Annotated in this window: 18 protein-coding genes and 1 pseudogene; 7 read left to right on the top strand and 12 right to left on the bottom strand. The window is 72.0% G+C overall.

The window, feature by feature from the left end; genetic code table 11:
* Positions 1 to 780: 780 nt before the first annotated feature.
* Positions 781 to 2,286, bottom strand: a complete 1,506-nt coding sequence (locus tag HG543_RS32650) for an FG-GAP-like repeat-containing protein (RefSeq protein WP_169348835.1) — start codon at positions 2,284 to 2,286, stop codon at positions 781 to 783.
* A 210-nt stretch (positions 2,287 to 2,496) separates the two neighbouring features.
* On the opposite strand from HG543_RS32650, the gene HG543_RS32655 reads away from it, so the two are divergent.
* Positions 2,497 to 3,609, top strand: a complete 1,113-nt coding sequence (locus HG543_RS32655; RefSeq protein WP_246357462.1) for an alpha/beta fold hydrolase — start codon at positions 2,497 to 2,499, stop codon at positions 3,607 to 3,609.
* Between the two features lie 71 nt (positions 3,610 to 3,680).
* On the opposite strand, the gene HG543_RS32660 is transcribed toward HG543_RS32655, so the two are convergent.
* Positions 3,681 to 4,988, bottom strand: coding sequence for an amidohydrolase family protein (locus tag HG543_RS32660; RefSeq protein WP_169348836.1), 1,308 nt, complete (start codon positions 4,986 to 4,988; stop codon positions 3,681 to 3,683).
* A 435-nt stretch (positions 4,989 to 5,423) separates the two neighbouring features.
* On the opposite strand from HG543_RS32660, the pseudogene HG543_RS57165 reads away from it, so the two are divergent.
* Positions 5,424 to 5,633 (top strand): annotated as a pseudogene (locus HG543_RS57165) (M23 family metallopeptidase); the annotation flags it as partial.
* A gap of 231 nt (positions 5,634 to 5,864) precedes the next feature.
* Here HG543_RS57165 and HG543_RS32670 read toward each other — a convergent pair.
* Entirely contained in the window at positions 5,865 to 7,562 is a 1,698-nt protein-coding gene (locus HG543_RS32670) for a GTPase (RefSeq protein ID WP_169348837.1), read from the bottom strand.
* Positions 7,563 to 7,770: 208 nt separating this feature from the next.
* On the opposite strand from HG543_RS32670, the gene HG543_RS32675 reads away from it, so the two are divergent.
* Positions 7,771 to 8,667, top strand: a complete 897-nt coding sequence (locus HG543_RS32675; RefSeq protein ID WP_169348838.1) for a dimethylarginine dimethylaminohydrolase family protein — start codon at positions 7,771 to 7,773, stop codon at positions 8,665 to 8,667.
* Positions 8,660 to 9,469 carry a hypothetical protein gene (locus HG543_RS32680; protein WP_169348839.1) on the top strand — a complete coding sequence of 270 codons (810 nt, stop codon included), beginning with the start codon at positions 8,660 to 8,662 and terminating at the stop codon, positions 9,467 to 9,469. Before HG543_RS32675 ends, HG543_RS32680 begins: the two co-directional genes overlap by 8 nt.
* Here HG543_RS32680 and HG543_RS32685 read toward each other — a convergent pair.
* Entirely contained in the window at positions 9,461 to 10,114 is a 654-nt protein-coding gene (locus HG543_RS32685; protein ID WP_171818361.1) for an MBL fold metallo-hydrolase, read from the bottom strand. The genes HG543_RS32680 and HG543_RS32685 overlap by 9 nt on opposite strands.
* A gap of 169 nt (positions 10,115 to 10,283) precedes the next feature.
* On the opposite strand from HG543_RS32685, the gene HG543_RS32690 reads away from it, so the two are divergent.
* On the top strand, positions 10,284 to 12,170 hold the full coding sequence (locus HG543_RS32690) for a lipase maturation factor family protein (RefSeq protein WP_246357463.1): 1,887 nt from the start codon (positions 10,284 to 10,286) through the stop codon (positions 12,168 to 12,170).
* Positions 12,171 to 12,350: 180 nt separating this feature from the next.
* Entirely contained in the window at positions 12,351 to 13,181 is an 831-nt protein-coding gene (locus HG543_RS32695; protein WP_343073498.1) for an Ig-like domain-containing protein, read from the top strand.
* 18 nt (positions 13,182 to 13,199) lie between these two features.
* Here the strand turns inward: HG543_RS32695 and HG543_RS32700 are convergent, their stop codons facing one another.
* The 6 genes from HG543_RS32700 to HG543_RS32725 form a co-directional block, all read right to left on the bottom strand.
* Positions 13,200 to 13,622: an SMI1/KNR4 family protein gene (locus HG543_RS32700; RefSeq protein ID WP_169348842.1), complete on the bottom strand. Its 423-nt coding sequence runs from the start codon at positions 13,620 to 13,622 to the stop codon at positions 13,200 to 13,202.
* 131 nt (positions 13,623 to 13,753) lie between these two features.
* Positions 13,754 to 15,367, bottom strand: a complete 1,614-nt coding sequence (traB, locus tag HG543_RS32705) for an outer membrane exchange protein TraB (RefSeq protein ID WP_169348843.1) — start codon at positions 15,365 to 15,367, stop codon at positions 13,754 to 13,756.
* Positions 15,364 to 17,544 carry an outer membrane exchange protein TraA family protein gene (gene traA / locus HG543_RS32710; RefSeq protein ID WP_246357464.1) on the bottom strand — a complete coding sequence of 727 codons (2,181 nt, stop codon included), beginning with the start codon at positions 17,542 to 17,544 and terminating at the stop codon, positions 15,364 to 15,366. Before traA ends, traB begins: the two co-directional genes overlap by 4 nt.
* 160 nt (positions 17,545 to 17,704) lie before the next feature.
* Entirely contained in the window at positions 17,705 to 18,781 is a 1,077-nt protein-coding gene (locus tag HG543_RS32715) for a hypothetical protein (RefSeq protein ID WP_171818348.1), read from the bottom strand.
* 88 nt (positions 18,782 to 18,869) lie between these two features.
* A complete protein-coding gene (locus HG543_RS32720) occupies positions 18,870 to 19,265 on the bottom strand; it encodes a helix-turn-helix transcriptional regulator (protein ID WP_169348846.1) in 396 nt (131 codons plus the stop codon).
* 140 nt (positions 19,266 to 19,405) lie between these two features.
* The gene (locus HG543_RS32725) at positions 19,406 to 21,148 is read right to left on the bottom strand and encodes a GTPase domain-containing protein (RefSeq protein ID WP_171818347.1); all 1,743 of its coding nucleotides are present in this window, start codon (positions 21,146 to 21,148) and stop codon (positions 19,406 to 19,408) included.
* A 107-nt stretch (positions 21,149 to 21,255) separates the two neighbouring features.
* Here HG543_RS32725 and HG543_RS32730 point away from each other — a divergent pair, with 107 nt between their 5' ends.
* Positions 21,256 to 22,614, top strand: coding sequence for a thioredoxin fold domain-containing protein (locus HG543_RS32730; RefSeq protein WP_169348848.1), 1,359 nt, complete (start codon positions 21,256 to 21,258; stop codon positions 22,612 to 22,614).
* A 4-nt stretch (positions 22,615 to 22,618) separates the two neighbouring features.
* Here the strand turns inward: HG543_RS32730 and HG543_RS32735 are convergent, their stop codons facing one another.
* Together HG543_RS32735 and HG543_RS32740 are read right to left on the bottom strand one after the other, a co-directional pair.
* Positions 22,619 to 23,764: a metallophosphoesterase gene (locus tag HG543_RS32735; protein WP_169348849.1), complete on the bottom strand. Its 1,146-nt coding sequence runs from the start codon at positions 23,762 to 23,764 to the stop codon at positions 22,619 to 22,621.
* Positions 23,761 to 24,502: helix-turn-helix transcriptional regulator (locus HG543_RS32740; protein ID WP_169348850.1), on the bottom strand; the 742-nt coding region annotated here is incomplete at its 5' end. The genes HG543_RS32735 and HG543_RS32740, both read right to left, overlap by 4 nt.

Below are 24,502 nucleotides of genomic sequence, written 5' to 3' on the forward strand. Positions count from 1 at the left end.
ATCCCCTCCCAGCCCCCGGCGCCGCCTCGCTGGAGGAATCATTCCTCCACGACGTCCCGCCTCGGGCGCCCCCCTTGCTGGAGGAATCATTCCTCCACGACGTCCCGCCTCGGATGCCGCCTCGCTGGAGGAATCATTCCTCCACGACAGCCCGCCTCGGATGCCGCCTCGCTGGAGGAATCATTCCTCCACGACGTCCCGCCTCGGATGCCGCCTCGCCGGAGGAATCATTCCTCCACGACGACCCGCCTCTCGGATGCCGCCTCGCCGGAGGAACCATTCCTCCACGACGGCCCTCCTTCCGGAGAGGGCTGACATGCCAGGAAGGATGCGGCTCGCGCCAGGGAATGACCTCTGGCAGCTCATCCGGTTGCGTGCCCTTCGGTCCATCCATGGGCCGAGGCGGGGGCTGACATGCGCACGGGCTCGGAGTCACGCGGTGCCGCGGGACGACGCCTTGACCGCCATGGAGGTTGCGATGGGGCACCTGGCACCACGCTCACGATGAGGGAGGGCGCCTCCGAGGACAGGAAGCTTCCCGCCTCGAACGAATCCGAGGCGCGGAAGATGCGCCCTGCAAACAGAAGGGGCGGCGCTGGAATGGCGAAGGGAGCCGCGGGCAATCCTCGCGGCCTTACCGGACTTCCCTGAAGCAGGTTGGCTCGTGCAATCGCTGATGCTCGGCCTCGGATACCTGCGGCAGGGCCTCATGCCATGCCGCGGGTGTACAACATTCGTGTCCGGGGGCTTGGCGAAGCGCTCGGAGCGGCTTGGGCTCGCTCAGAACGTCTCGTTGGGCAGGAACCGCGTGCCGTCCGAGCGGCGGGTGGTGAGCCCGGTGTTGATGACGATGGCATCCGCCCGCCCGTCACCCGTGGAGTCCGCGAAGAAGGTGCCCTGCGAGCCGTAGTAGCCGATGGACGTCCACGTCTCGTACGCGCCGAAGCCGGCGCCCGTCGACCGGCGCACCGTGACGGTGTTGTCGTTCACCACGATGGCGTCCGCGCGGCCATCGCCGGAGACGTCCGCGAAGAAGGTGCCACGGTTGCCGTAATAGGCCTCCGTCGTCCAGGTCTCGTACGCGCCGAAGCCGGTGCCCGTCGAGCGGCGCACGGTGACGCCGCTGTCGTTCACCACGATGGCATCCGCGCGGCCGTCACCGGAAACATCCGCGAAGAAGGTGCCGCGGTTGCCGTAGTAGGCCTCCGTCGTCCAGGTCTCGTACGTGCCGAAGCCGGAACCCGTCGAACGGCGCACGGTGATGCCGCTGTCATTCACCACGATGGCGTCCGCGCGCCTGTCCCCGGTGACGTCCGCGAAGAAGGTGCCGCGGGTGCCGTAGTAGGCCTCCGGAGTCCAAGTTTCGTACGCGCCGAAGCCGGAACCCGTCGAGCGGCGCACGGTGATGCCGCTGTCGTTCACCACGATGGCGTCCGCGCGGCCGTCACCGGAGACGTCCGCGACGAACGAGCCCCGGGTGCCGTAGTAGGCCTCCGGAGTCCACCGGGCCGGCTCGCCGCCGGGGAGCTGCACGGCCACGTGCGTCGGACCGAAGGCAACGGCATCCGCCCGGCCATCGCCATTCACGTCACCGAAGGCGCGGGTGAAGAGGCGCGAGCCGTAGATGGTCTGGACCCCCTCGATGTCGCCGTTGCTGAGGACCCCGCTGTTGTTCCAGTCGGGGTTGCAGTAGTTCATCGTCGAGTTCAAATCCCAGGCGCCCAGCATCAGATCCCCGTTCGTTCCCTGCGGGGCATCCGTGCAGGTGGCGGGGCGGTCCGGCCGGTTCTGCTCGTGGGCGAACCCCAGCGCGTGGCCGAACTCGTGCACGCCGATGGCGCGGATGCAGAAGTCCTGCTGCGTCTGACACGACTGGCCCCAGTTCTGGAAGGTGAAGTTGAGCACCATTCCGTTGACCAGGCCGTTCAGGTTGCGGCCCAGCGCCTTCACGTGGGGACCGCTGTCCTCGACACGGATGCGGATGCCGCCCGAGGTGCTGGTGCACCAGCCCCAGCCGTGGAAGTTGACGTTGGACCAGTAGGACCACTGCCGAGTCACCTCGTCGCGGACCGCGGCGCGGAAGCCGTCGAAGCCCGGCGTCGAGTTCGGCTCCCAGCACACGCTGATGTCGTTGGACGGCCACTTGGAGGAGAGCAGCACGTACAGCTCCGAGGAGTCCTGTCCCATGGGGGATTCGGACGCGGGCTCGGACGGAGTGGACGGACCACAGGCGGAGACCAGGACCAGCGCTCCAAAGAGCGCCGTCGGACGAAGGAGGGGTTGCATGATGTGCCTTTGGAAGTGGCGTTGGATGCGCGGGGACTCATACCGGGCGTGTGCAGGCGGAACCAGAATCGGCGGGGTTTCGCCGCACCCACGTACCCGCGGCATCTGTGTTCGCGAGTGGCTGTGTGTCGGCCGCCGCTCACCGGCGTTTTCGGACCGTTCAGCCACGAAGGCTCCGCGTTGGCCGGTCCGGCCGCCATGCTCTGTTCCATGGCAACTTCCTCCTCCATGCCCGTGACGCAGCGTCCTGTCGGCTCCACCGAGACGGCTGACTCGCGGCGCGGAGGCTGGGCCGCGTTCGTCCTGGGACTCCTCGTCGCTCCGGTGGCGCTGTTCCTGCTGGTCGCCGCGGCCGTCATCGGTGCCTCGCCGTCGGGGTGGGGCTACGTCGTGGGGCTCGTGCTCGTGGCGGCCGGGCTCCTCTCGCGGCCCTGGCGGCGGAGGCGGGGGCTGACGCGGTCCGGACTGGGCGTCGTGCTGTGCGTCGTCGCGGGGCGGCTCGTGTTCGCGGATGGCACCCAGGTGGAGACGCTGCGCCTGCCGGACGGGGGACACCGGTGGGTGAACCGCATCGTCGCCGAGCGGGACGGAACGATGCTTGCGGGGTACGCGCTGGTGCTCTCCGGGGGCGTGCCCCGCTCGGACTCGCGCGAGTTCCTCTCCGCGCTGGAGTCCGCCTTCGACCGGATGGACGCCGCCGAGGGCGCGCTCGCCACCCCGGCCGTCGCCACGTACCTCGGCCTCCAGTCGCCGAAGTCCTTCGACGCACTGGTCATCCCGCCACCGGATGTCGCGAAGCCCGAGACGGCCTTCGTCTTCCTCCATGGCTACGCGGGCAACTTCGCCGTGTACTGCTGGCAGATGTCGCGGGCGGTGCGGGCCATCTCCGCGCTCACCGTCTGCCCCTCGGTGGGGCCCGTCGGAGACTGGTGGTCACCCCAGGGCGAGCGCACGCTGGAGGAGACGTTCGACTGGCTCGCCGCGCGCGGTGTCCGCCGCGTCTATCTCGGAGGGCTCTCCAACGGCGGCGCGGGCGCCAGCGTCCTCGTGCACCGGGTGTCCCATCCCCGGCTCGAGCTGCGGGGCCTCGTGCTCGTCTCGGGGGCGTACTCCGAGATGCCGGCTCCGTCCGTCCCGACGCTGCTGGTGCAGGGGAGACATGACTCCATGATGCCCACGCGCTCCATGCGCGCTATCGCCGAGCGCATGGGACGGCGCGCGACGTACTTCGAGGTGGACAGCGGGCACTTCGCCTTCCTCGACCGTCATGAGGAGTGCGAGCGCGCCATCGCCGCGTGGCTCCGCGAGCGCGAGCGGGAGTGAGCCCCCGCCTCACCCCGAGGCGCCACGCCACGGCGTGACGCCTCATTCGCGGGGCCTCCGGGACCGTGCGGCTACGGCGCCTTCGCCGGCACCGCCGCCGCCACCTCTTCCAGCATGGCGTCCAGCTCCGCGCGGGGAATCCACCGGCCACGCAGCACCACGCCGGAGATGGCGCGCGTGTTGCGCACGTCCTGCCGGGGGTCCGAGTCCAGCAGCAGCAGGTCCGCGCGCAGGCCCTGGGCCACGGTGCCCCACTCGTTGGCCTCGCCCAGGTACTCCGCCGCGTTCCGCGTGGCCGCCTCCAGCACCGCCTGGGCCGGCAGCCCCGCGGCGGCCATGGCCTCCATCTCCCGGTGCACCGCGAAGCCCGTCACCATGAAGAACTGCGGCGAGTCCGAGCCCACCAGCAGCCCCGCTCCCGCCGCGTGCAGTCCGCGCAGCACCTGGTGCCGCAGCTCCACGAAGCGCTTGCGCCGCTCGGCCGGTGCTCCCGCGAACTCGGGCGAGGACAGCTCCTTCGACCATGCCTCCACCGCGGCGGCCGGCACGTAGCGCAGCTCCGGCCGCGCCTTCAGCAGGTCCAGACGGTCCGCGTTCGACAGCAGGTCGAAGAGGTCCATCGTGGGCGAGCTCCACACGCCCGCCTTCTTCGTGGCCTGCGCCAGCGCGGGGATGCGCGCCGCGTCCATCCGCTCCAGCGCGTCGCTGAAGTCAAGCTGGTCCACCTTCGCCGGGTCCCCCGGTGGCAGCAGCGCCCCGAGCCACCCATCCAGGTGCTCCAGCTGCTGTCCCGACGCCAGCGCATGCTCCAGCCCCACGTCCGGCGTCACGTGCCCGCTCACCCGCAGCCCCTGCGCGCGCGCCTCGTCCATCATCGCGTCGTACGTCTCGCGCCCCAGCCCGCCGTGCGTCTTCAGCAGGTCGAAGCCCGCCGCCTTCTGCTCGCGCACGCGCTGCCGCGCCGCCTCCGGAGACTTCACGGACTGACCGTGGAAGGACGGCCCCGCCACCAGCAGCCGGGGCCCCAGCACCTCGCCCTTCGCCACGCGCGCGCGCAGCTCCAGGCCCGTGGGGGCTCCGCCCAGCGCCCGCGCGGTGGTGACGCCGTTGGCGAGCAGCAGCCGCATCTGCCGGCCCGCCGCGTCCGCCGCCGTCCCCGTTCCCTGCTGTAGGTGCAGGTGCATGTCGGCCAGTCCCGGCATCAGCCAGCGCCCGCGTCCGTCCACCCGGACCGCGCCCTCGGGCACCGGCGTGGAGGCGGACGGCCCCACCGCGACGATGCGCTCCCCATCCACCAGCACCGTCTGATCGGCCAGCGCGTCGGCTCCTCCCATGGGGAGCACCGTCACGCCGACCAGCGCCAGGCTGGCCGCTCGCACTGGGGATGCCGCGGCGGATTGGGAAGTGGGCGCCACCGCGGGCCCTCCGCGGCAGGCCGTCAAGCAGGCGAGCAACCAGAGGCTCCAACCCCAACGGCGCGTTCTTCGCTCGGAACTCATGCGTGTATCCCTCCAAGGGGGAGAACGGAGCACAGCACCCCCGGTCGCGAAGCGCACGAGCTTCGGAGAAAATACGCTGGGAAATATCGGAGCCACTTGCCTCCGTTCCCTGCCCGCCCCGATATGAACCTTTCTGCCCTCCTCCTTGGTTCTCTCCTGGCTTCGGCCCCCGCGGTTCCCTCCTCGACTGCCTCCCGCTCGGGCGACATGCCCGAGGTTGGCGTCCCCTTCGCCTGTGGTCGCATCCACACGGTGAGCCAGGGACACGACACGGGCAGCCATCAACACAACGACACCTACGCCTGGGATTTCCGCATGCCGGACGGCACGCCCATCGTCGCCGCTCGCGACGGTGTGGTGCGCCTGGCGCGCGGTGACAGCACCAAGGGCGGCTGCGACGAGAAGTTCGCGCCCTACGCCAACTACGTCGTCATCTCCCACGGCGACGGGCTGGAGACGCAGTACCTCCACTTCAGCGCGGTGGTGGTGAAGCCGGGTGAGACGGTGAAGGAGGGCCAGCTCATCGGCTTCTCCGGCTCCACCGGCTGGGCCTGCGGCGCGCACCTGCACTTCAAGGTGGCGCGTGAGGTGGGCAAGGGCTGGAACAACCCGTCCGTCCCGGCGCGCATCGCCGGCTACGGCGACCCGGTGCGCGACACGCGCGTGTCCGCGCCCATCTGCAAGGACTCCGGCACCCAGACGCTCATGGCCGACAACGGCGGCACGCACACCCCGGGTCAGCCGGTGGTGTCCATGTCACCTGAGCGCCAGGAGGCGCCGCGCGGCCTCCCGCCCGGGGCGGAGTCCATCATCAACAGCCTCAACCAGCCTCCCGCCCAGGGCGGTCAGGGCCTCGAGGAAACGCGTGCGCCCCGCCGCGCCCGCACGGCGAGCGGCCCCAGCGAGACTCGCTGACGCCAGCAGCGCGCCCGCCCCGGCGAGCAGCATGAAGAGGGCCCCCGCGTTGACGAAGTACTCCATCGGCAACAGGGGGCCTTCCACGTAGGCCCGCACCACGCGGTAGCCCACGTGTCCCAACAGCCCCAACAGGGGCAGGTTGATGAGCGGCAGAATCAGCCAGCGCGCCACGCGCCACCACCCCGCCACGGCTTCTCCGACTCCGGTCGTGGCGGTGTAGCGCCACGCGCTCGCGCGCGCCGCCCGCACCGCGTCCAGCAGCGCGTCCGTGTCCGGCACGCCCAGCGTCGCCGGCTCCAGGCCGCCGGCCCGTACGAGGCTGCGCGCCTCCGCCAGCGCCGTGCGCGCGGTGGACTCCACGCCGAAGTCATCCTCGAAGGGCTCCACCACCGCGGCCTCCGCGGCGCGGGCCCGCGTGCGGCCTCGCACCGCGTCTACCACCGTGGAGGCCGCCGCGACGGCCAGTCCCGCCGGCAGGCTGGCGCGCCCCACGAGCGCCGCCGCGCCCAGCCCGCTCGCTCCCCACAGGGACAGCCGCAGCCCCCACGCCGCCGGGCCCCAGAAGCGCCCCGCGGCCTGTCGCCGCACCTCGGCCGCCAGGTGGCCGTGCGCGAGCCGCAGCCGCGCGTCGAAGTCCGCGCGCAGCCCCTCCGCCGCCTTCTCCATGCCGGAGCCCAGCGCCTCGCGCGTGCGCGCCAGCAGCGCCTCCGTCTCCTTCAGCGCGGCGTCCACGCGCGAGGACACCTCCTCCAGCGCCCCCAGCGCGTTGGTGCGCCGCACGCGCGCGGCCACCGCCTGGGTGGCCAGCCCGCGCAGGTGGAAGAGGAGCGCGCCGAACTCGCCGGACACGTCGCGGCCGTCCTTCGCCGCCAGCGCGCTGACGGCGAAGATGGGCACGTCCGCCTGGGCCAGCCCGTACTGCTCGGAGGCCACGCGGCGCACCTGCGTCTTCAGCGTCTCCCGCGACTCAGGGGACAGCTCGTCCGCGAAGTTGAGGATGAAGACGAGCGCGCGGCGGCGGGCGAACTCCGTGAGGAACTCCACCTGCGAGGCCTCCGCCACGCTGCCCCGGTGCATCACCACCAGCGCCACGTCCGCGCGCTCCAGCGCGGCGCGCGCCACGTCGCGGTGGGTGGTGGCCACGCTGTTGAGGTCCGGCGTGTCGATGAAGACCTGGCCGCTCCACAGGCCCTGCGGCCCCGGGGCGTAGCGCACCACGCGCGCGCCCGTCTGGGCCAGCGCGTCCGCGGCGGCGCCCTCCGGAGCGAACACGGTGGCGGCGGTGCTGGTGGGCCGGTCCACGCCCTCGCGTGACAGGGCCTGTCCGGCCAGCGCGTTGAGCAGGGTGGACTTGCCAGCGCCGGTGGCGCCCACCAGGGCCACGGCCAGCGGCGCGTCCTTGTGCGCGACACCTCGCGCGTAGTCATCCACGAGCCGTTGCAGTCGCGCCGCGTGCGGTTGCAGCGCCGGCAGCTCGAGGGCGGCTTTCAGGAGGGAGCGAAGGGCTTCGGGGTCGGGGAGGCTCGTCTCGTCCACGCGGGGACAGAGCCTGTCCCGGCCGTGCCCGGGTGGCCATCGAGAAGATGCGCGGAGGGTGCGCCAGCGTGCACTTTACAGGCCGGTGCGGCCGGGGAAGCGCCCTGCGTGGAGGGCTCGTCGGGCAGGCTGCTGGCCGGAATGCAATGCGTCAGTCCCCACGGACCATGGCGGCGCGGAACGCGGGGGGAGTAGAAGCAGAGGCACCATGGACCTCTTCCTCATGTCGCCCCCCGGGCGCGGCTGGGCCCTGCGTGGGCGGAACAACTTCCGCAGCCGCGAGGCCCCGCAGGTGGATGCGCGCCAGGCCCGGCGCGAGTGGCTCGAACTGGCGCGCGGCATCGAGGCGCGCGGTGGCACGGTGGTGGCGCTGCCGTCTCCGTCGGAACTGCTGACGGGCATGCCCTACGCCGCCGAATGCGGACAGGTGATACCGCGCGAGGGCGCGCCGCCGCTGTTCCTCCTGCCCCGGATGATGAGCGCGCACCGACAGGCCGAGCGCGAGTACTGGGCGCCCCTCGCCCGGAGCATGGGCCTGGAGGTCGTGGACCCGGGCGTGGGCATCTGGGAGGCCCACGGCGACGTGGCCACCTTCGACGGCGCCACGCTGCTGTTCTGGGGCGGGCGCACCACGCTCGACGGGCTGGAGGCCGCGGCGCGCTACTTCCCCGGTGAAGTCGTGCGCGTGCAGGTCCGCGAGCCCGCCTTCCACGGCAACATGGCCGTGCTCCCGCTGCCCGCGGTGGACCGGATGCTGGTGTGCCCGGAGGTCATCGCGCCCGACTCGTACGCACGCTTGCGCGAGCGGTTCGGCGAGCACCGGCTGCTCGTGGTGACGGAGGACGAAATCAGGCGCTACGCCACCAACGGGCTGCCGGTGGGGAAGGACCTGCTCGCCCCGTCGGTGGTGCCGGAGGCGGTGCGAGCGCGACTGGAGGCGCTGGGCATGCGCGTGGTGTCGCTCACCATGCGCGAGCTGTGCGAGAAGGGCGGCGGCTCGTCGCGCTGCCTCGTGTCGCGCGCGGAGGTGGACGCGGGGGCGGTGCGGATTCCGGAGCAGTACCGGCTGGCGGCGGTGGCGAAGGACATCGAAGCCGATGCGTGACGGGGGCGAGCTGGCGAAGGACGCGACGGACTTCTTCGCGCGACACCCGGGGCTGTCCATGGTGGCGCTGGGCTCGGGCGCGCACGCGGACTCACTGGACCTGGCCCCGCTGGGGCTGCCGGTGCGGTACCTGCCCGCCGAGCGGAACCTGGACCTGGCGTCGCAGTACCTCCTGCTGAACCAGCTCGCCTTCGGGGGCATCGGCGTGCCGCGCTGGGTGCTGTCGGACCTGTACCTGATGCCAGGGGCCATTGGCCTCCTGCGGTGTCCGGCGCGGATGGTGCGGCCCGAGGTGCGCGAGCGGCTCGGGCTCGCCGACGAGGACCCGGCCATTGGCGCGGCGTACTACGCGGCGCCCACGGTGACGCCGGGCCTGTTCATCGGCGTGTCGCTCCTGAGCTTCCTGCCGGGCACTGGCGCCGCGCCGTGGGTGAAGGTGCTGACGCTGAACATGCTGCGCGCGCGCCGGCTGCGCGGCGTGGCCCAGTGGGACAACCCGAGCGTCCGAGTCCACTCGCGCCTGGGGCCGCTGCGCCTGGTGGGCCGCGTACCCGGAGGCCACGAGTACGGCGAGCGCACGTTCGTCTACGAGACGGACCTGTCGGACGGCGCGCGCGTGGCCCGGGCCATGGAGCGGCGGCTGTCGCTGGAGCCCACGCGGCGGGTGCCCGTCACGGACCTGCCCACGCTGGGCGGACTCCTGGACCGCGCGGAGGCGGGAGAGGTGCTGCACCTCGTCCCGCCCGGGCAGGACGCGGGGCACGTGCTGCTGCGCGAGGGCGCGCTCGACGCGTCACGGTGATGGCGCGGCGGGGGACTCCATGTCCTCCTCCAGCGCGCGCCGCAGCGCGGTGACGCCGTCGCCGACGATGGGCGCGCCGTGCGCGAAGCACACCGTCTGCACCGGCAGCCGGTCCAGGATGCGCTGCACGCTGTGCCGCGTGCGCAGCGGCTCGTCCTGGTACTCGCTGGGGACGAACTGGGGCGTGCCCCGGCCCTCGTGCGTCAGCAGGTCCGAGATGAAGACCACGCTGCGCGGGTGCTGCTGCACCCACAGCGTGTACATGGCCTCCGTGGGCCCGGGCGTGTGGAAGGAGACGAGCCCCGCAGGCAGCGTGGAGCCGGCGGCGTAGGAGAAGTCCGGTTCCTCCTCCAGCCCCTGCGCGCCCTCGGGCGCCCACACCGGCACGCCGAACGTCTTGCGGAAGCGCCAGGCCGAGCGCTGGTGGTTGCCCGCCGTCAGGACGATGGCGGAGATGTTCCCCAGCTTGCGCAGGGCCGCCTCGTCCACGGGCAGCGGGTCGATGAGGACGACGGCACCGTCATCATCCACCACCGCGTAGGCGTCACTGCGCCCACCGCCGATGCGGTCGTCGGCCAGGGTCCAATGGTGGATGCCCGGCACCACCTCGACCACGCGCTTTGCCTTCCCCTTGGGCTCGCTCATGCGGTGAAACGTAGGCACCGCGCCCGTGTGACACGGAGCCCGGAAGCGCGGGGCAACCCACGGGCTCGCAGGGACTCCTGCTCCGGGAGCGGCCAGTCTTGGAGCCTGGAGCTGGCGCGCGGACACGAACGGGGAGCGCACCCACCCTTCGTCCATGATGGCGAGAGTCATGCGCGCGACGGCCGGGCGGCCGCTCGTGCTCTTCGACGGGGACTGTGGCTTCTGCCGCCGGTGGGTGGCGCGCTGGCAACTGAGCACGGAAGGCCGTGTCCGCTTCGAGCCGGGCGGATGGTGGCACCGCCTGCGCTACGGCATCCGCGCGAAGGACATGCGGAGGGCCATGCAGCTGGTGGAGCCGTCCGGCCGCGTGTCGCAGGGCGCGGAGGCCGTCTTCCGGGCGCTCTCCTGGTCGCCCCACAGGGGGACGCGCGTGGCGGCGAGGCTCGGGCTGCTGCCCGGCGTGCTGCACGTGGCCCGGGGCGTCTACGCGGTGGTGGCGCGCAACCGTCGCACGGCCTCTCGCGTGGACCGCTGGCTCTTCGGCGGCGCCGTGGTGCCGCGCGAATACCGGCGGGTGCGCTGGGCCTTCCTGCGGTTGGTGGGCGGCACGTTCCTCATCGCCTTCACCTCGCTGGGCCGGCAGGTGCTGGGGCTCTACGGGCAGCGCGGGATTCGTCCGGTGCACGAGCGGCTGAAGGCGCACGAGGACGTGGAGCCCGGCTGGGAGCGTGTGAGGACGACGCCCACGGTGTTCTGGCTGGGCGCGTCCGACGCGGCGCTGGTGCGCGGGTGCCGGGCGGGGCAGGTCCTGTCACTGGCGCTGATGTTCAACATCGCGCCCCGGCTGAGCGCGTCGCTGCTGTGGGGGCTGTACCTCTCGTACGTGTCGGTGGGCCGCGAGTTCCTCTCCTTCCAGTGGGACGTGCTGCTCCTGGAGATGGGGCTGCTGTCGATGCTCACCGCGCCCGGAGGCATGAGGCCGGGCCTGGGCCGTGACGCGCCCTCCGCGCTGGACGTGTTCCTCTTCCGGCAGCTCGTGTTCCGGCTCTACTTCGGCTCCGGCGTCAGCAAGCTCCAGTCGGGAGACCGCACGTGGCGCGAGCTGACGGCGATGAACCACTATTACGAGACGGCGCCGCTGCCCACGCGCGGCGGCTGGTACGCGCACCACCTGCCGCGGTGGTTCCAGAAGGCGTCCACCGCGGTGACGCTCGGGCTGGAGACGGCGGGGCCCTTCCTCACCTTCGCGCCCCGGCGGCTGCGGCGGTTCGGCTTCTGGGCCTTCGCGGGCCTGCAGGGCACCATCCTCGCCACGGGCAACTACGGCTTCTTCAACTTCCAGGCGCTGGTGCTGGGGCTGTGGCTGCTGGACGACGCGGCGCTGCGGCGCGTGCTGCCGCTGGAGTCGGACGTGCCCGCGGAGGCCCGGCCGTGGTGGCGCACGGCGCTGTCCGCGACGACGGCCGCGCCGCTGGTGGTGCTCGGCGCGTCCGAGATGCTCCGGCGCTTCGAGTGGCCGCGCCGCTCGGAGCGCGTCATGGGCATGCTGGGGTGGCTGGACTCGCGCGCGCGGCCGCTGCGCTCGGTGAACCCCTACGGCCTCTTCGCGGTGATGACGGTGGAGCGGCCGGAAATCCTCGTGGAGGGCTCCGACGACGGCGAGAACTGGAAGGAATATTCGTTCCACTACAAGGTCGGCGACCCGAAGCGGCCCCCGAGGCAGGTGGCGCCGCACCAGCCGCGGCTGGACTGGCAGATGTGGTTCGCCGCGCTGGGCTCTCCGCCGAGCTGGTTCATCGCCTTCCTCGCGAGGCTCCTGGAGGGCTCGCCCGAGGTGCTGAAGCTGCTCGAGCGCAACCCCTTCCCGGACAAGCCGCCGCGCGTGGTGCGCGCCGTGCTCTACGACTACCGCATGGCGAGCCTGGAGGAGCGGCGGCGCACCGGCGACTGGTGGCGGCGCGAGCGGCTGGGGCTCTACGTGCCGCCGCTGGCCCTCGCTCCCGAGCCCCAGCCGGAGGGGCGCATCCCCCGGCTGCAGTGGGACTCCCGGGCGTGAAATGGGGGCTGCGGTGGTCCTGGCTCCCGCCCGCCCGGATGCCGGGCATGGGGGCGATGAGGGGGCTCCAGGGGGGGCATGACGTGGCAGGCGTGCGACCGTGAACGGCGGGCGGGCCGTTTTCGCACCCGCTGGGCCGTGTGGCGTTAGTATGGCCGCCGCTTTCCCCCTGGCCCTGCCGTGAAGACGCGCCTCCTTTCTCGTTCCGTCCTTGTCCTCGTCCTCGGGTTGCTGAGCGCCTGCGGGCCCACGCCCACCTCCATGACCATCGAGCCGCTGGAGACGAAGTACCTGCGGACTCCGGGGCAGAGCATCCAGCTGAAGTACGAGGTCATCGACGACGAGGGCCGGCGGATGCTGGAGCCGAAGCTGCGGTGGACGAGCTCGGCGACGGACGTGGCGCTGGTGCAGGACGGCGTGGTGACGGTGCGCAAGTCGGGGAAGACGACCATCGGCGCGACGGGCGGCAAGGTGCGCACGGCGCTGCCGCTGGACCTGACCATCCTCAACACGCTGGACGTGAGGGCGCCGGGCGCGGACTTCATGGAGGTGGGCCGCGTCATCAAGCTGCGCGTGGTGGCGCGCAACGAGCAGGGCGAGACGATTCCGGACGCGGCGCCGGCCTTCCGCACGTCGGACGAGTCGGTGGTGCGCGTGGAGGACGGTCAGCTCATCGCGGGCCATCCGGGCGTGGCCACGGTGACGGCGACGCTGGGGCACCTCAGCCGCGCCATCGCCGTGCAGGTGGTGCCGGCGGACTTCGCGCGCCTGGGCCTCAACCTCACGCACCACGTCTTCCAGCGTCCGGGCCAGTCGGTGCAGCTCCAGGCGCGTGCCTTCAACCGCAACGGCGTCGTGCTGGAGAGCGTGCCGCTGGAGTGGTTCACCTCGGACGCCACGGTGGTGTCCGTGTCGCCCGAAGGCCGGGTGACGGCGGTGGGCTCCGGCCGCGCCGTGGTGTCCGTGGTCGCCGGCCGGCGGCGCTCGGCCGCGGAGTTCGTCGTCCCGTAGGGGCGCCTTCCATCTTCCCTACTCGGGTCCCCAGACCGGACGCTGCCGGTCGAGCCAGGCGAACACCTTGTTCGACCAGAAGCTCGCCATGGTGAGGGTGACCACGAAGCCGGTCTCGGCATTCGCGATGGACCACTCCTGAGCCGGGTTGAGCTGGTTCGCGAGGAAGACCAACCGGTGACGGCCCGCGAATTCAGCGAACGCGATTCGTCCGTCGGGGTCCTTGCTGAGCGACTGCGCTCGAAACACGTGAAGCCGCGGGCTTGATACCTCGAAACCATCAAGCGCCTCGTAGAACCTGCGCACCCCCGGCGGGAGGCGGGTTCCCAGCCGGCGCTCGACCTCGGCGAGTCCCTGCGGCGACTGCGGGGCGAGAATCTCGATTCCACCCCGCGCGGGGGTTCGTGTCCGCAACTGCCGAACGAACTCGTCGACATTCATGTGGGTACCACTCCGGGCGAGTCGGCTTCTCCGAGCCCGGCTCTTCGAGAGTCGCGAGCGGATGCCACTCCGTTGCAGGGCCGTCCGGGGAGTGCCTCTCCCCCTCATGAGAGGAGAGGCCCGTCGTACGGCTACCGCTTCGGCGCCGTGGGCGCCTTGGGCTGCTTCCGCTGCCGCTTCTTGTTCAGTCCCTCCTCCGGGCACGGCGGGCGGGGCCCGTCGCTCGGCGGCTGGATGGTGAACTCGACGCGGCGGTTGAGCGCCATGCCCTCTTCCGTGTCGTTGTCGGCCAGCGGCTTGCTGCGGCCGAAGCCCTGCGAGCACAGCCGCTCCGCCGCCACGCCGCTCTCGATGAGGAAGCGCACCACGCTGGCCGCGCGCCGGCGCGACAGGTCCAGGTTGTACGCGTCGCTCGCGCGCGAGTCGGTGTGGCCCTCCACGAGGATGCGGTCGACCTCCTTGTTCTCGTTCATCACCCGCGCCACCTCCTCCAGCACGGGGAAGGACTCGGAGAGGATGACGTCCTGGTCGGTGGCGAAGTTCACCTGCTCCAGGATGACAATCTTGTTCCCGGAGCGCCGCGCCAGCGGGCACCCGTCGCGGCCGCGGCTGCCGGCCGCCTCATCCGGGCACTTGTCGAGCCGGTCCACCACGGCGTCGCCGTCGCGGTCCGTGTCCGGGCAGCCCGCGTTGCCCACGGGGCCGAAGATGTCCGGGCACAGGTCGCCCTCGCCAATGACGGAGTCCCCATCCGGGTCCACCGGCGGAGGAGGCGGCGGCACGGGCTCGGGCGGCTCCTTGAAGCGCTCCAGCGCCTCCCACTCGCGCGTCTTCGCCGGAATCCAGAGGATGGACGTGAAGAAGCTCAGCGTGGGCGACGCCAGCGAGCACCCGCAGCCGGCGCCACCGCCGAACGTGAAGGTGAGGCCGGTGGAGCTGTACCAGCGCAGGCCGATGAGCAGCTCCGCGGGCACCTGCCGGGGCTCGTCGGGCAGCTTCTCCAGGCCCACCGCACCGTGCACCATGCCCACGGCGGTGATGCCACTGCCGCGGAGGATGGGCACCTCGGCGCCGAGGCCGAAGGGCAGCATGTCGCCCACGGACACGCCTTCGAAGACGCGGTCCGGCCGCTTCCAGAAGCCGCCGTTGAGGGCCAGGAGGATGCCGCTCTCGAAGCGGTAGTCCAGCACCAGGCCCGGTGCCCACGTCAGCTCGCCGTCACCGGCGAACGCTTCCTGGGCGCCGGTGGGGAAGCTCACGTTCATGGTCACCGCGGCGCCGAAGCCGTGGCCCTCGGCGGGGCGGCGCAGGCCGGGGACGGCGACCTTGCCGGTGAGCCGCAGGTCGCCGAGCACGAAGCTCTCGATGCTGCCCTCGGTGCCGATGACCTCCAGGTTCTGCCCACCCTGCGCGAGGATGAGCGGCATGTCCACGCCCACCTCGACCCAGTCGAAGAGGCCCACGGTGGCCATGGCGTCGAGCTGGAGGCGGTTGCCGACGAGGCTGATTTTGCCCAGGTCCCCATCCTCGGGAATCAGGGTCAGCGGGTTGACCTGATAGCTGAAGTAGGGGCCCGCCGACACGGACAGGTGCGACAGCGGACGCGACTGCGTCACGACCACCAGGTCCTGCGGAGCGCCGGACGGGCGGAAGATCTGCACGTTGAAGCGCGTGTCTGGCTGGGCCGTGGCGGCGGTGGACAGCCCGAGCGCCAGGAAAAGGATCGAGAGGTGCGAGGGCTTCATCGAGCGCGGCGCTGGCTACGGAGGAGCAGGAGGCCGGCGGCGAGCAGCACCAGGACGGTGGTGCTTCCGGCGGGGGTGGCATCGGCGGTGGTGCCGCAGCAGAAGGCGCCGCCCTGGGGCTCGGTGCCGGGCTTGCGGCGGCCGCGCTCGCAGGACTGCGTGGCGGCCGAGCAGTGCTGCACGCCGAGGCAGTCGCCGCTGTCGTCGCAGGAGACGGAGCAGGTGTTGGTCGCGACGTCGCAGGTGCCGCCGCAGGGGCAGTGCGCGTCGGCGAAGCACTCGACGCAGGAGACACCGTCGCAGACGAGGCCCGCGTCGCACGTCACGGCGCAGGCGCCGGCGTTCTCGCAGGTGCGCGTCTCGGGGTTGCACTGGCCGCTGCCGCAGTCGGAGTCGTTGCGGCAGCCCACGCAGGCGCTGCCCTGCACGGAGCCGTCGGAGAGGCAGAAGGGCGTGTCACCCTCGCAGGCGCCGCAGCGCTCGCCGCAGTGGCGGTCGGTGGTGCAGGAGGAGCACTCGCCGCTGAGGCAGAACTGGCCGTCGCCGCATTCGAGGTCGGTGCGGCACTGGACGCAGACCTGGCCGTCGAGACAGTAGGGGCGCTCGCCGGGGCACTTCGCGCAACTGGGGCCGCACTGGTCGGAGGTGTTGCAGTCGGGGACGGCGTCGACGCAGCGGCCGTTGAGCGGGTCGCACTGCTGGCCCTCGGCGCACTGGCTGTCGGTGGTGCACTCGACGCAGGAGGGCGAGGCGCCGGGCGTCAGCGCGGCGCACTGGGTGCCGTTGGGGCAGCAGTTGCAGGAGTTGCCGGCGCAGGCGTCATTGGTGTTGCAGGGGCTGCACTGGTTGTTGGTGCAGACCTCGCCGCGCGGGCACTGCGAGTCGTCGTTGCACTCGACGCACGTGTTGGTGTCGGTGGCGCAGACCTGGTTGTTGCGGCAGTGGGTGTCGTCGGTGCACTGCACGCAGGTGGCGGTGGGCTCGTCGCAGGCGCCGCCGGGGCAGTCGCTATCGTCGTTGCAGCCGGTGCACTGGTTGGTCGTGGTGTCGCAGCGGCCGTTGTCCGGGCAGTCCGCGTCGTCGTTGCAGCCGCGGCAGATGTTGTCGGTCAGGTCGCAGCGGCCATTCGGGCACTGCGAATCCTCGGTGCACTGCACGCACTGGGTTTGGCCGTTGATGTTGGCGCAAACGGGAGTGGACTGCCCGCAGGGGGAGCAGGACTCGCCGCACTTGAGCGACGAGTTGCACGGCGCGCAGAGGGCAGCGGCGTTGCAGTAGTAGAACGAACCACAACCGCCATTGTTGGGCGCGTTGGCGTTTCCGCGGTTGCACTGCTCGCAACGGTCCGGCTCGCCCGGGAAGGAAGGGATGCCGTTCTCGGTCTGGAAGAACTGCGCGGGCTGCAGGAGCTGGAAGCCCGAGCTGAACAGGTTGACGACAGGAGGCTGATTCGCGGGCCGTTCGAAGTTCTCGAACGTGCCTGTCCGCATGGACATCTCGAGTGCCGCGTGCTCCGTGATCTGCACATACAGCATCTCTACGGCGTAGAGGCCCGACTGGTTGAACGTGACTTGATTGGTCGTCCGCCAGGTGGGCGCACCGATTTCCGGAGGCCGGTTGATGACCTCATAGGACTGGCTCCGGTCATAGATGACCAGGCTGATGGCGTCGTCAGTGTAGTAGCCGAAGTGCAGTGGCTGGCCCGCGAGCTCAGCGGGGATGTTCAGGTAGCCGCGAAAGCGCGAAACGAAGCGGGTGAACCCATCGTTGACGATGTTGAAGCCGCAGCCACCCGTGGAGCAGCCTGGGTCCCTGACCTGATTGATGAAGTCGCCGTAGCTCAGCGTGCGACCGTCATTGAGGTTGTTGGATAGGTCGAACGGTGTGCGTAGCACCGTGGTGATCCGGGTCTGCCTGTTGGCGGTGTTCTCGAGGTACCCATTGATGACATCGAGATAGGTTCCCCGTGTCTGCGGAAACTCATTTGCAGTCCGCGTCCACACGTTGGAGGCCACGCAGAGACCATGACCGGTGCCGTTCAGTGCGGGGACTATCGGAGGCCCCCGCACGATGACGTCTGGCAGCTTCTCGCTCTGGCCCAGCGCCGGTGAAGCCGCGAGGCACACCGAGAGCACTGTGAGCGCGGTACGCGCGATGCGGAACAGGGGGGCTTTCAAGGGGTCCGCAGTAAAAAACATCCCTCTGACGGACGCAATTACCGCGACGTTATGCGTGCTGGGCTGTCAACCTGACGTCATGGGTTCTCCAGTTCCCACGTGACGTCATGGACACAGCCCTGCCCCTTCTACTCGGGAATCTGCGGAAAATCGGGCAGTCTCATTCTCTCGCCCGGCGGCAAATCACATCCCCATCCTGTGAGCGGATGAACGCCGCGGTGAGTTCCGTCCCGAGCGCCGCGGACAGCACCTCGAACGTGCGCCGCCGCGCCCCACCCACCACGGAGGGTTGGCTCGCGAGCGTCTCCGGATGTCTCACGAAGATGTTGTAGCCCACGATGCACCCGTCCGCCCGGAGCACCGTGATGCCATCCGTGGCCATCATCCCCCGCAGCAGCTGCGCCGTGGCGCGCACCGCCGTGGCGGCCGCGTCGCTCGGGTCCGCGTGGTAGCGCTCCAGCAGCCCCACCACGTCCAGCGGCCGGGGCAGGATGATGCCGTCCACGAACAGCATCGAGCCCGCGCGCTCCCGGGGCAACACCGCCACGAGCGCTCCGTGCGAGCCCTGCATCACCTCGAAGAGCACCCGCTTGAAGAAGCCCCGCGCACGCTCGCGGCTCGCGGTGGCCACCCCGTCGGTCAGCGCGTCCGCCAGCTCCTCCATCACCTCCGGCGGCGAGGCCGCGTCCACGCGCGCGCCGGACAGGTACACATGCCGGCACAGCCCGGCACACCCGCGCAGCTCCAGCACGTTGTCCGCCAGCTGGAGCACCCCAACCACCCCCGGGCCTCCATCGTCCGCGCGGCGCAGCCGCTCCAGCGGCGTCTCCGCCAGGGGGAACGGGTCCGTCCGGAAGACGCCGTACGCGAAGCCCTCCGGCACCCGCAGCAGGTACAGCGCCCACCAGCGGCCCTGGCCCAGCGGCGCGCACTGCTTCAGCGCCCGCTGGATGGTGGCCCGCGAGCGGGGACCGATGCCGATGGCGATGGGGTCGTGCCCGCCGAGCTGCGCCAGCATGTGTCCCAGGTCGTCACACACGAACGCCATGGGGAACAGCGGAGCCCCCTCCTCGCGGTAGCGCGACAGCGTGACGATGAGCTCGCCGATGGCGTCCGCGGTCAGCGCGCACGACATGCGTGCTTCATCCAGGAACGTGCCGACGGCCTCGGTCAGCAGGTGGCGGAAGGACAAGACGGGCGGTGGCGAGACCGGGGCGGCCGGGTCCGAGCCATTCATGACGCCTCCAGCATGGCGCATTGCCGCCACTCACGCACGGACGGAGTGCGGCCGCGCCCGCCTGCCTGGGGGGTTCCGCGCCCTTCCCTCAGCGAGACTGTCGCTTGAGTGTCACCAGGAACTTGCGCAGCGCCCGCCACTCCTCGGGGTCGAAACCCTGGAGGGTGCGGATGAGCCGGCGCAGCTCGGGCGGGTGCTCCGCGTAGGGAGGCGGCGGCTCGGCCACCTGCCAGGGACCGGGCGGCATGGTGCCGGCGGGCAGGCCCAGCATCCGGTCCGCGGACTCGTGCAGCACGTGGCACAGACGCCAGAAGGTGGGGATGCTCGGGAAGGCCCGTCCACGCTCGATACGGCCGTACACCTCGGTGGCCAGGTCGATGCGCTCGGCGACGTCCGCCTGGGTCAGCTCCTGGCGCAGGCGGGCCGCCTGGGCATTCCTGCCCAGCGTCTTCTTCAGTGACGCCTTCTCGCGCTCGCCCAGCATTGCCCCTTGCCCATCCTGGAAAGTTCTGGGCGGTTGATACGACTTGATGGATTGGAATCACAGGACACGCGGAGTGGGGCTGGTGGCAAGACCCGGCAGGTTGCTGCCAGGACCCGATTCCCGCCGTCGGAAAGCCCGTGTCAGGACAGGCTGGCCCGTGTCTCATCCAGACGCGCCGCCGTCTGCGTCCAGTCCTGCGTCAGCCCGTCCAGGTGGCCCAGCACGTCGGAGAAGAAGCGCGTCTCCAGCGCACGCGCCAGGGTGGCACCATGCGCGTCCGCCCACTTCCGGGTGACGCGCGCCCGCACCTGCGCGCCCAAAAGGTCCACGAAGCGCTCCATCAGCGGCGTGGACAAGAGCGTGCCCGCCCACACCACCGCGTCATGGCCGAAGCCGCCCGTGGCCACCGTCACCGCCGCCGCCGCGCCCGACGGCACCGAGTACACCAGCGTCGTCAGCGCCTGCAGCAGCTCCTCGCGCATCCCCCCTTGCAGCTCCGCGGCCACCAGCTCACGGCAGAAGGCGTACAGCGTGGCCCGGTCCGCCGCGTGCGCATGCAGCGTCTCGAAGCCCAGCGGCTCCTCCAGCTTCCCCAGCGTCGCCGGGCCAAAGGCCTCCGCCAGCTTCGCGCGCGTCGCGGCGTCGCCCCGCCACGCGGCCACCTCGGGCGCGAAGGCGTCCACCAGCTTGCGCACGCCGTCCTTCATCGACTCGTCCACGGCGAGCGTGGGCGTCTGCGCCCCCTCCGGCTCCGGGCCGGTGAAGGACTGGCGCACCTTGCGGCTCACGAAGGTGAGCGCCGTGGCCAGCCCGCGGAAGGGCAGCCGCACCCACTTGTGGAAGTTGCTGCGCGCGTCCAGCTCGTCGCGGAAGGCGTCGATGAGCACGTCCGCCGGCACCGCCTTCAGCGCCGCCTGCGCGCCCACGCCATTCAACTCGTGCCGCAGCCGCTGCCGCAGCCGGTCGGGCTCCTGCGCCGACCGCGAGGCCGCGCGCGCCACCACCTCCAGCTCCGCGCGTGCGTCCGCCAGCGAGGCCTCCAGCGCGCGGGCTTTCAGCTCGCGCGCGTGCTCGGCCTGGCCCAGCAGCGCGGCCAGCGGGGGACGCCCGTCCAGCGGCTCCGTGGCCAGCGGCTTCAACCCCGCCTCCACGTCCGGCTGGTGCGGCGCGAGGTAGCGGGCCATGGGCGGGTGGCCCACGTCGGCGGCCAGCTTGTCCAGGTGCCCGCGCGCCACCTCCTCGCGCGTGGCCTCGTTGTAGACGAGGAGGTACGGCCGCCCGTGCCCCACCGCCGCGCGCAGGAAGTCCACCAGCGCGGCGTTCTGGTACGTCTGCCGGCTCACCACGAACACCAGCACGTCCACCGTGACGAGCAGCGCCTCCGCGCGCTCGCGGTTGTCGCGGTACACGCTGTCGAAGTCCGGCGTGTCCATGACGAGCAGCCCGCGCGGCACCGCGTCCGCCAGCACCAGGTACAGCCGCCCCGGCGGGCCCGGCTGGTCCACCGGCGCCGCGTCTCCGGAAGCCACCGGCATCGTGTCGTAGCGCCGGGTGAGGAACTCCTTCAGCGGCCCGGTCCACGTCTCCGGGTGCGCCGCCGCGAGGCACTGCTTGGTGAGGCCGCCCTCGGGCCGCGCGGGGGACAGCGCCGCGCCCACCAGCGCGTTGAAGAGGGTGGACTTGCCCACGTTGTTGGGCCCGGCGATGGCCACCAGCAGGAGGGGCGCGTCGGCGGAGCCGAGCCGGGGGAGCAGATCTCGCCGCAGGCGCTCGGCCAGGCGGCGCGCGGCGTCCGCGTCGGGGGCTTCCGGGAAGCGCTCGGGGGCGGGCAGGGCGTCCAGCGCGGACGCGAGGGAGGTGCGCAGGGCGTAGGGGTCTCTCATCACTGGAAGTCCGCGCACCACAGCACGCGCGAGCGCCCCTGCCCAGGCGCATGTCCATGGGGTGTCGGTCGAGGACAGAGGCGGGCCGGACGCGCTAGGTTGACCCCATGCGTATTCCCGCTCTCTGCCTGCTCCTGCTGGGGCTCTCCGCCTGCACCGCCGCCACCACGAATGCGCCCGCGGACGAGGCCCACGCCGGAGCGCCCCTGCCGTTCATCGAGGACGACTATGGCCGCGCGCTCGCCGAGGCGAAGGCGAAGGGGCTGCCCCTCTTCGTCGATGTCTGGGCGCCGTGGTGCCACACCTGCCGCTCCATGAAGGCGTACGTCCTGTCCGACAAGGCGCTGGCCCGCCACGCCGGCCGCTTCGTCTGGCTGGAGGTGAACACCGACCTGACGCAGAACGCGGCGTTCCAGGAGAAGTACCCGGTGGAGTTCTGGCCCACGCTGTACGTCATCGACCCGCGCCAGGAGAAGGCCCTGCTGCGCTTCGCCGGCAGCGCCACCGTGGCGCAGTTGGAGAAGCTCTTCGAGGACGGCGAGCGCGCCTACAAGGGAGGCGTCACCGGTGCCGAGGCGCTGCTGGCGCGCGGCGACGCGCTGTACGGCGAGGGCCGCTCGGCCGAGGCCGCCGAGACGCTGGCGGAGGCCCTGGCCGAGGCGCCCGCCGACTGGTCCCGCCGGGGCCGCGCGGTGGAGTCGCTGCTGACGGCGCTGTACGGCGCGAAGCAGTACGAGCCGTGCGCGCGCAAGGCGCTGGAGGAGCTGCCGAGGACGCCGCGCTCGCTGTCCTGGGCCAACGGCGCGCTGATGGGCCTGAGCTGCGCGCTGGCGCTGCCGGCGGACCATGCGGCGGCGAAGGAGCTGCGCGGCGCCACGGAGGCGAAGGTGGCCGAGGCCCTCGCGCCTCCCGCCATCGAGATGGCCGCGGATGACCGCTCCGGCCTGTACGAGGTGCGCGTGGCCGCGCGCGAGGCGGAGAAGGACGAGGCGGGCGTGAAGGCGCTGGCCGAGGAGTGGCTGACGTACCTGGAGGGCGAGGCCGCCAAGGCCCCCAACCCGGATGCGCGCTCCGTGTTCGACTCGCACCGCATGGTGGCGGCGATGAAGCTGGGCGCTCCCGAGCGCGTGATTCCGGCCATCGAGCAGAGCGAGAAGGACCTGCCCCAGGACTACAACCCGCCCGCGCGGCTGGCCACGCTGTACCGGCTGAAGGGGCGGCTGGATGACGCGCTCGCCGCGAGCGACCGCGCGCTGGCCCGGGTTCAGGGGGCTCGCCGCCTCACGGTGCTGTCCGGCCGCGCGGACATCCACCTCGCGCGCAAGGACTCCGCCGCCGCGGTGAAGACGCTGGAGGAGGCCATCGCCTTCGCGAAGACGCTGCCCGCCTCGCAGGTGTCGCCGCGCGCGGTGGCCGGGCTGGAGAAGAAGCTCGCCGGCCTCCAGGCCGAGGCCGCGCAGAAGTAGTCAATCAGCGAGCGGCGGCGCGGGTGTCCAGGTCGAACAGCTCGAAGGCCTCGGGCGGGCACTCGCGCATGCCGCCGTCGGTGAAGACGACCACCGCTTCGTTCGGCTTCGGCGGAGGGGGCGCGCCGTGGTCGTAGTCCACGCGCGTCCCGTCCGTGACGAGGTGCCGCACCACGCCGTCCTTCGCGCCCGCCGGGCCCAGGCCCAGCAGCTCCCGGATGCGCTTGTCGCGCGTGTGCCCCACCACCTGGGTCAGCCCCGCGGGCAGTCGTCGCGGGTCGAAGCGGCGGCGAGGCGTCCCGCGCACGCGCTCGGCGTCCTCCGGCTTCAGGCTGGGGCGCTGGTAGAAGATGCCCACGCCCTCGCCTCCGGCGGCATCGCCGGGCCGATGCAGTCCCGGGAGGACGAGCGGCCCCTCCCTCCACGCCGCCACCGCCACGTCCAGCGCCGCGTTCAGCGCCTGGGCCACCGCGCCCGCGTCCGAGCGGCGCGCGGGAGGCAGGCCCGCCACGTCGAGGTCCTCGTGGGTGACGCCCGCGTGCAGCACCATCAACCCGGGCCCGGCGACGTGGGCCACGCGGAAGCGCTTCACGCGCAGCAGGTGCTCCACCCAGGCGCGCTGCACCTCGCGGAAGTTGCCGAAGTCGCGCGCCACCAGCTCGGCGGTGGGGACGTTCGGCCAGCGGGCGAGGAAGGCGCGCTCCGCGGCCTCGTCGGTGTCGCCGCCCTGGTAGGCCCGGTCTGCCTCCGCCTGCGCGGCGGCGAAGGTGGCATCCGTGAAGCCGGCCAGCTCGCCCACGCGGCCCAGGTCGTGGTTGCCCAGCAGCATCACCGCCTGGTCCGCCGGGTGCGCGGCCAGCCACGCCACCAGCCGCAGGCCGCTGGTGGCCACCGCCTCGCGCTCGTGGGGCTTGCCCCAGTCGAAGTGGTCGCCCACCGACACGAGCTGCACGTCGGGCTTCAGCCAGCCGTCGTCTCCCAGCAGTCCGTGGTGCGCGAGGATGGCCAGCACGCGGTCCAGGTCCGCCTGCGGGTCGCCCATGGCGAGCCGCCGCTTCCGGGGACGGCCGTCGGCGGGAGTGGAGTGGGGGCCCTTCGCCACGGCTTCGGCGGCGCGGGCCAGGGCGGCCTGAATGGACGCGCCGCTCACGAGGTCTGGAAGAAGCGGGCGATGAGCGCTGAACGGCTCTCCACCTGGGCCTTGCTCAGCAGGTGGGTGACGTGGACCTCCACCGTGCGCTCGGCGCAGCCCAGCCGCGAGGCGATGGTCTTGTTCGTCTCGCCCTGGACGATGTGCGTGAGCACCTCGGACTCGCGCTGTGTGAGCGACCAGCGCGCGGACAGCGCATGCACGCGCGCGGCGGCGCTGGACGCGGTGCCCGTGTCGATGGCCAGGTAGTGCGCGGGCAGGCCCGGCGTGCGCAGCGGGGTGAGCGTCAGCGGGCCCGAGCACGGAATGCCCTGCGCGCCCCGCTTGAGCTGCTCCACCAGCTCCGGCTCGCCGCGCTCCAGCCGCACCTTCCCGGCGCTGTTGGCGTGCACCACGCGGCCGCTCGAGCTGACCACCCAGGCCGCGCGGCCGAGTGCCTCCATGGCCACTTCCAGCGCGGTGGTCATCAGGCCCGACTCGCGCAGCCGCGTCTCCACCGTCAGCCGCCGCTGCAGCGAGGGCGTCAACGCCTGGAGCAGCCGCTGCTCGCGGTCGTTGAAGGGCTCCACGCGGCCGATGCCCACCCAGCCCAGCAGGGCGGGACCCTCGCACACCAGCGTGCGCAGCCACGCCATGTTCTCCACGCCGAGCTGCCGGAACACCGCGCCGGAGCGCGCCATCACCCGCTGGTGGATGGCGTCCAGTTCCGCCTCGCTCAGGCCCAGCCGCCGCCCCACC

Source organism: Pyxidicoccus fallax, from assembly GCF_012933655.1.
GTDB classification, from domain to species: domain Bacteria; phylum Myxococcota; class Myxococcia; order Myxococcales; family Myxococcaceae; genus Myxococcus; species Myxococcus fallax.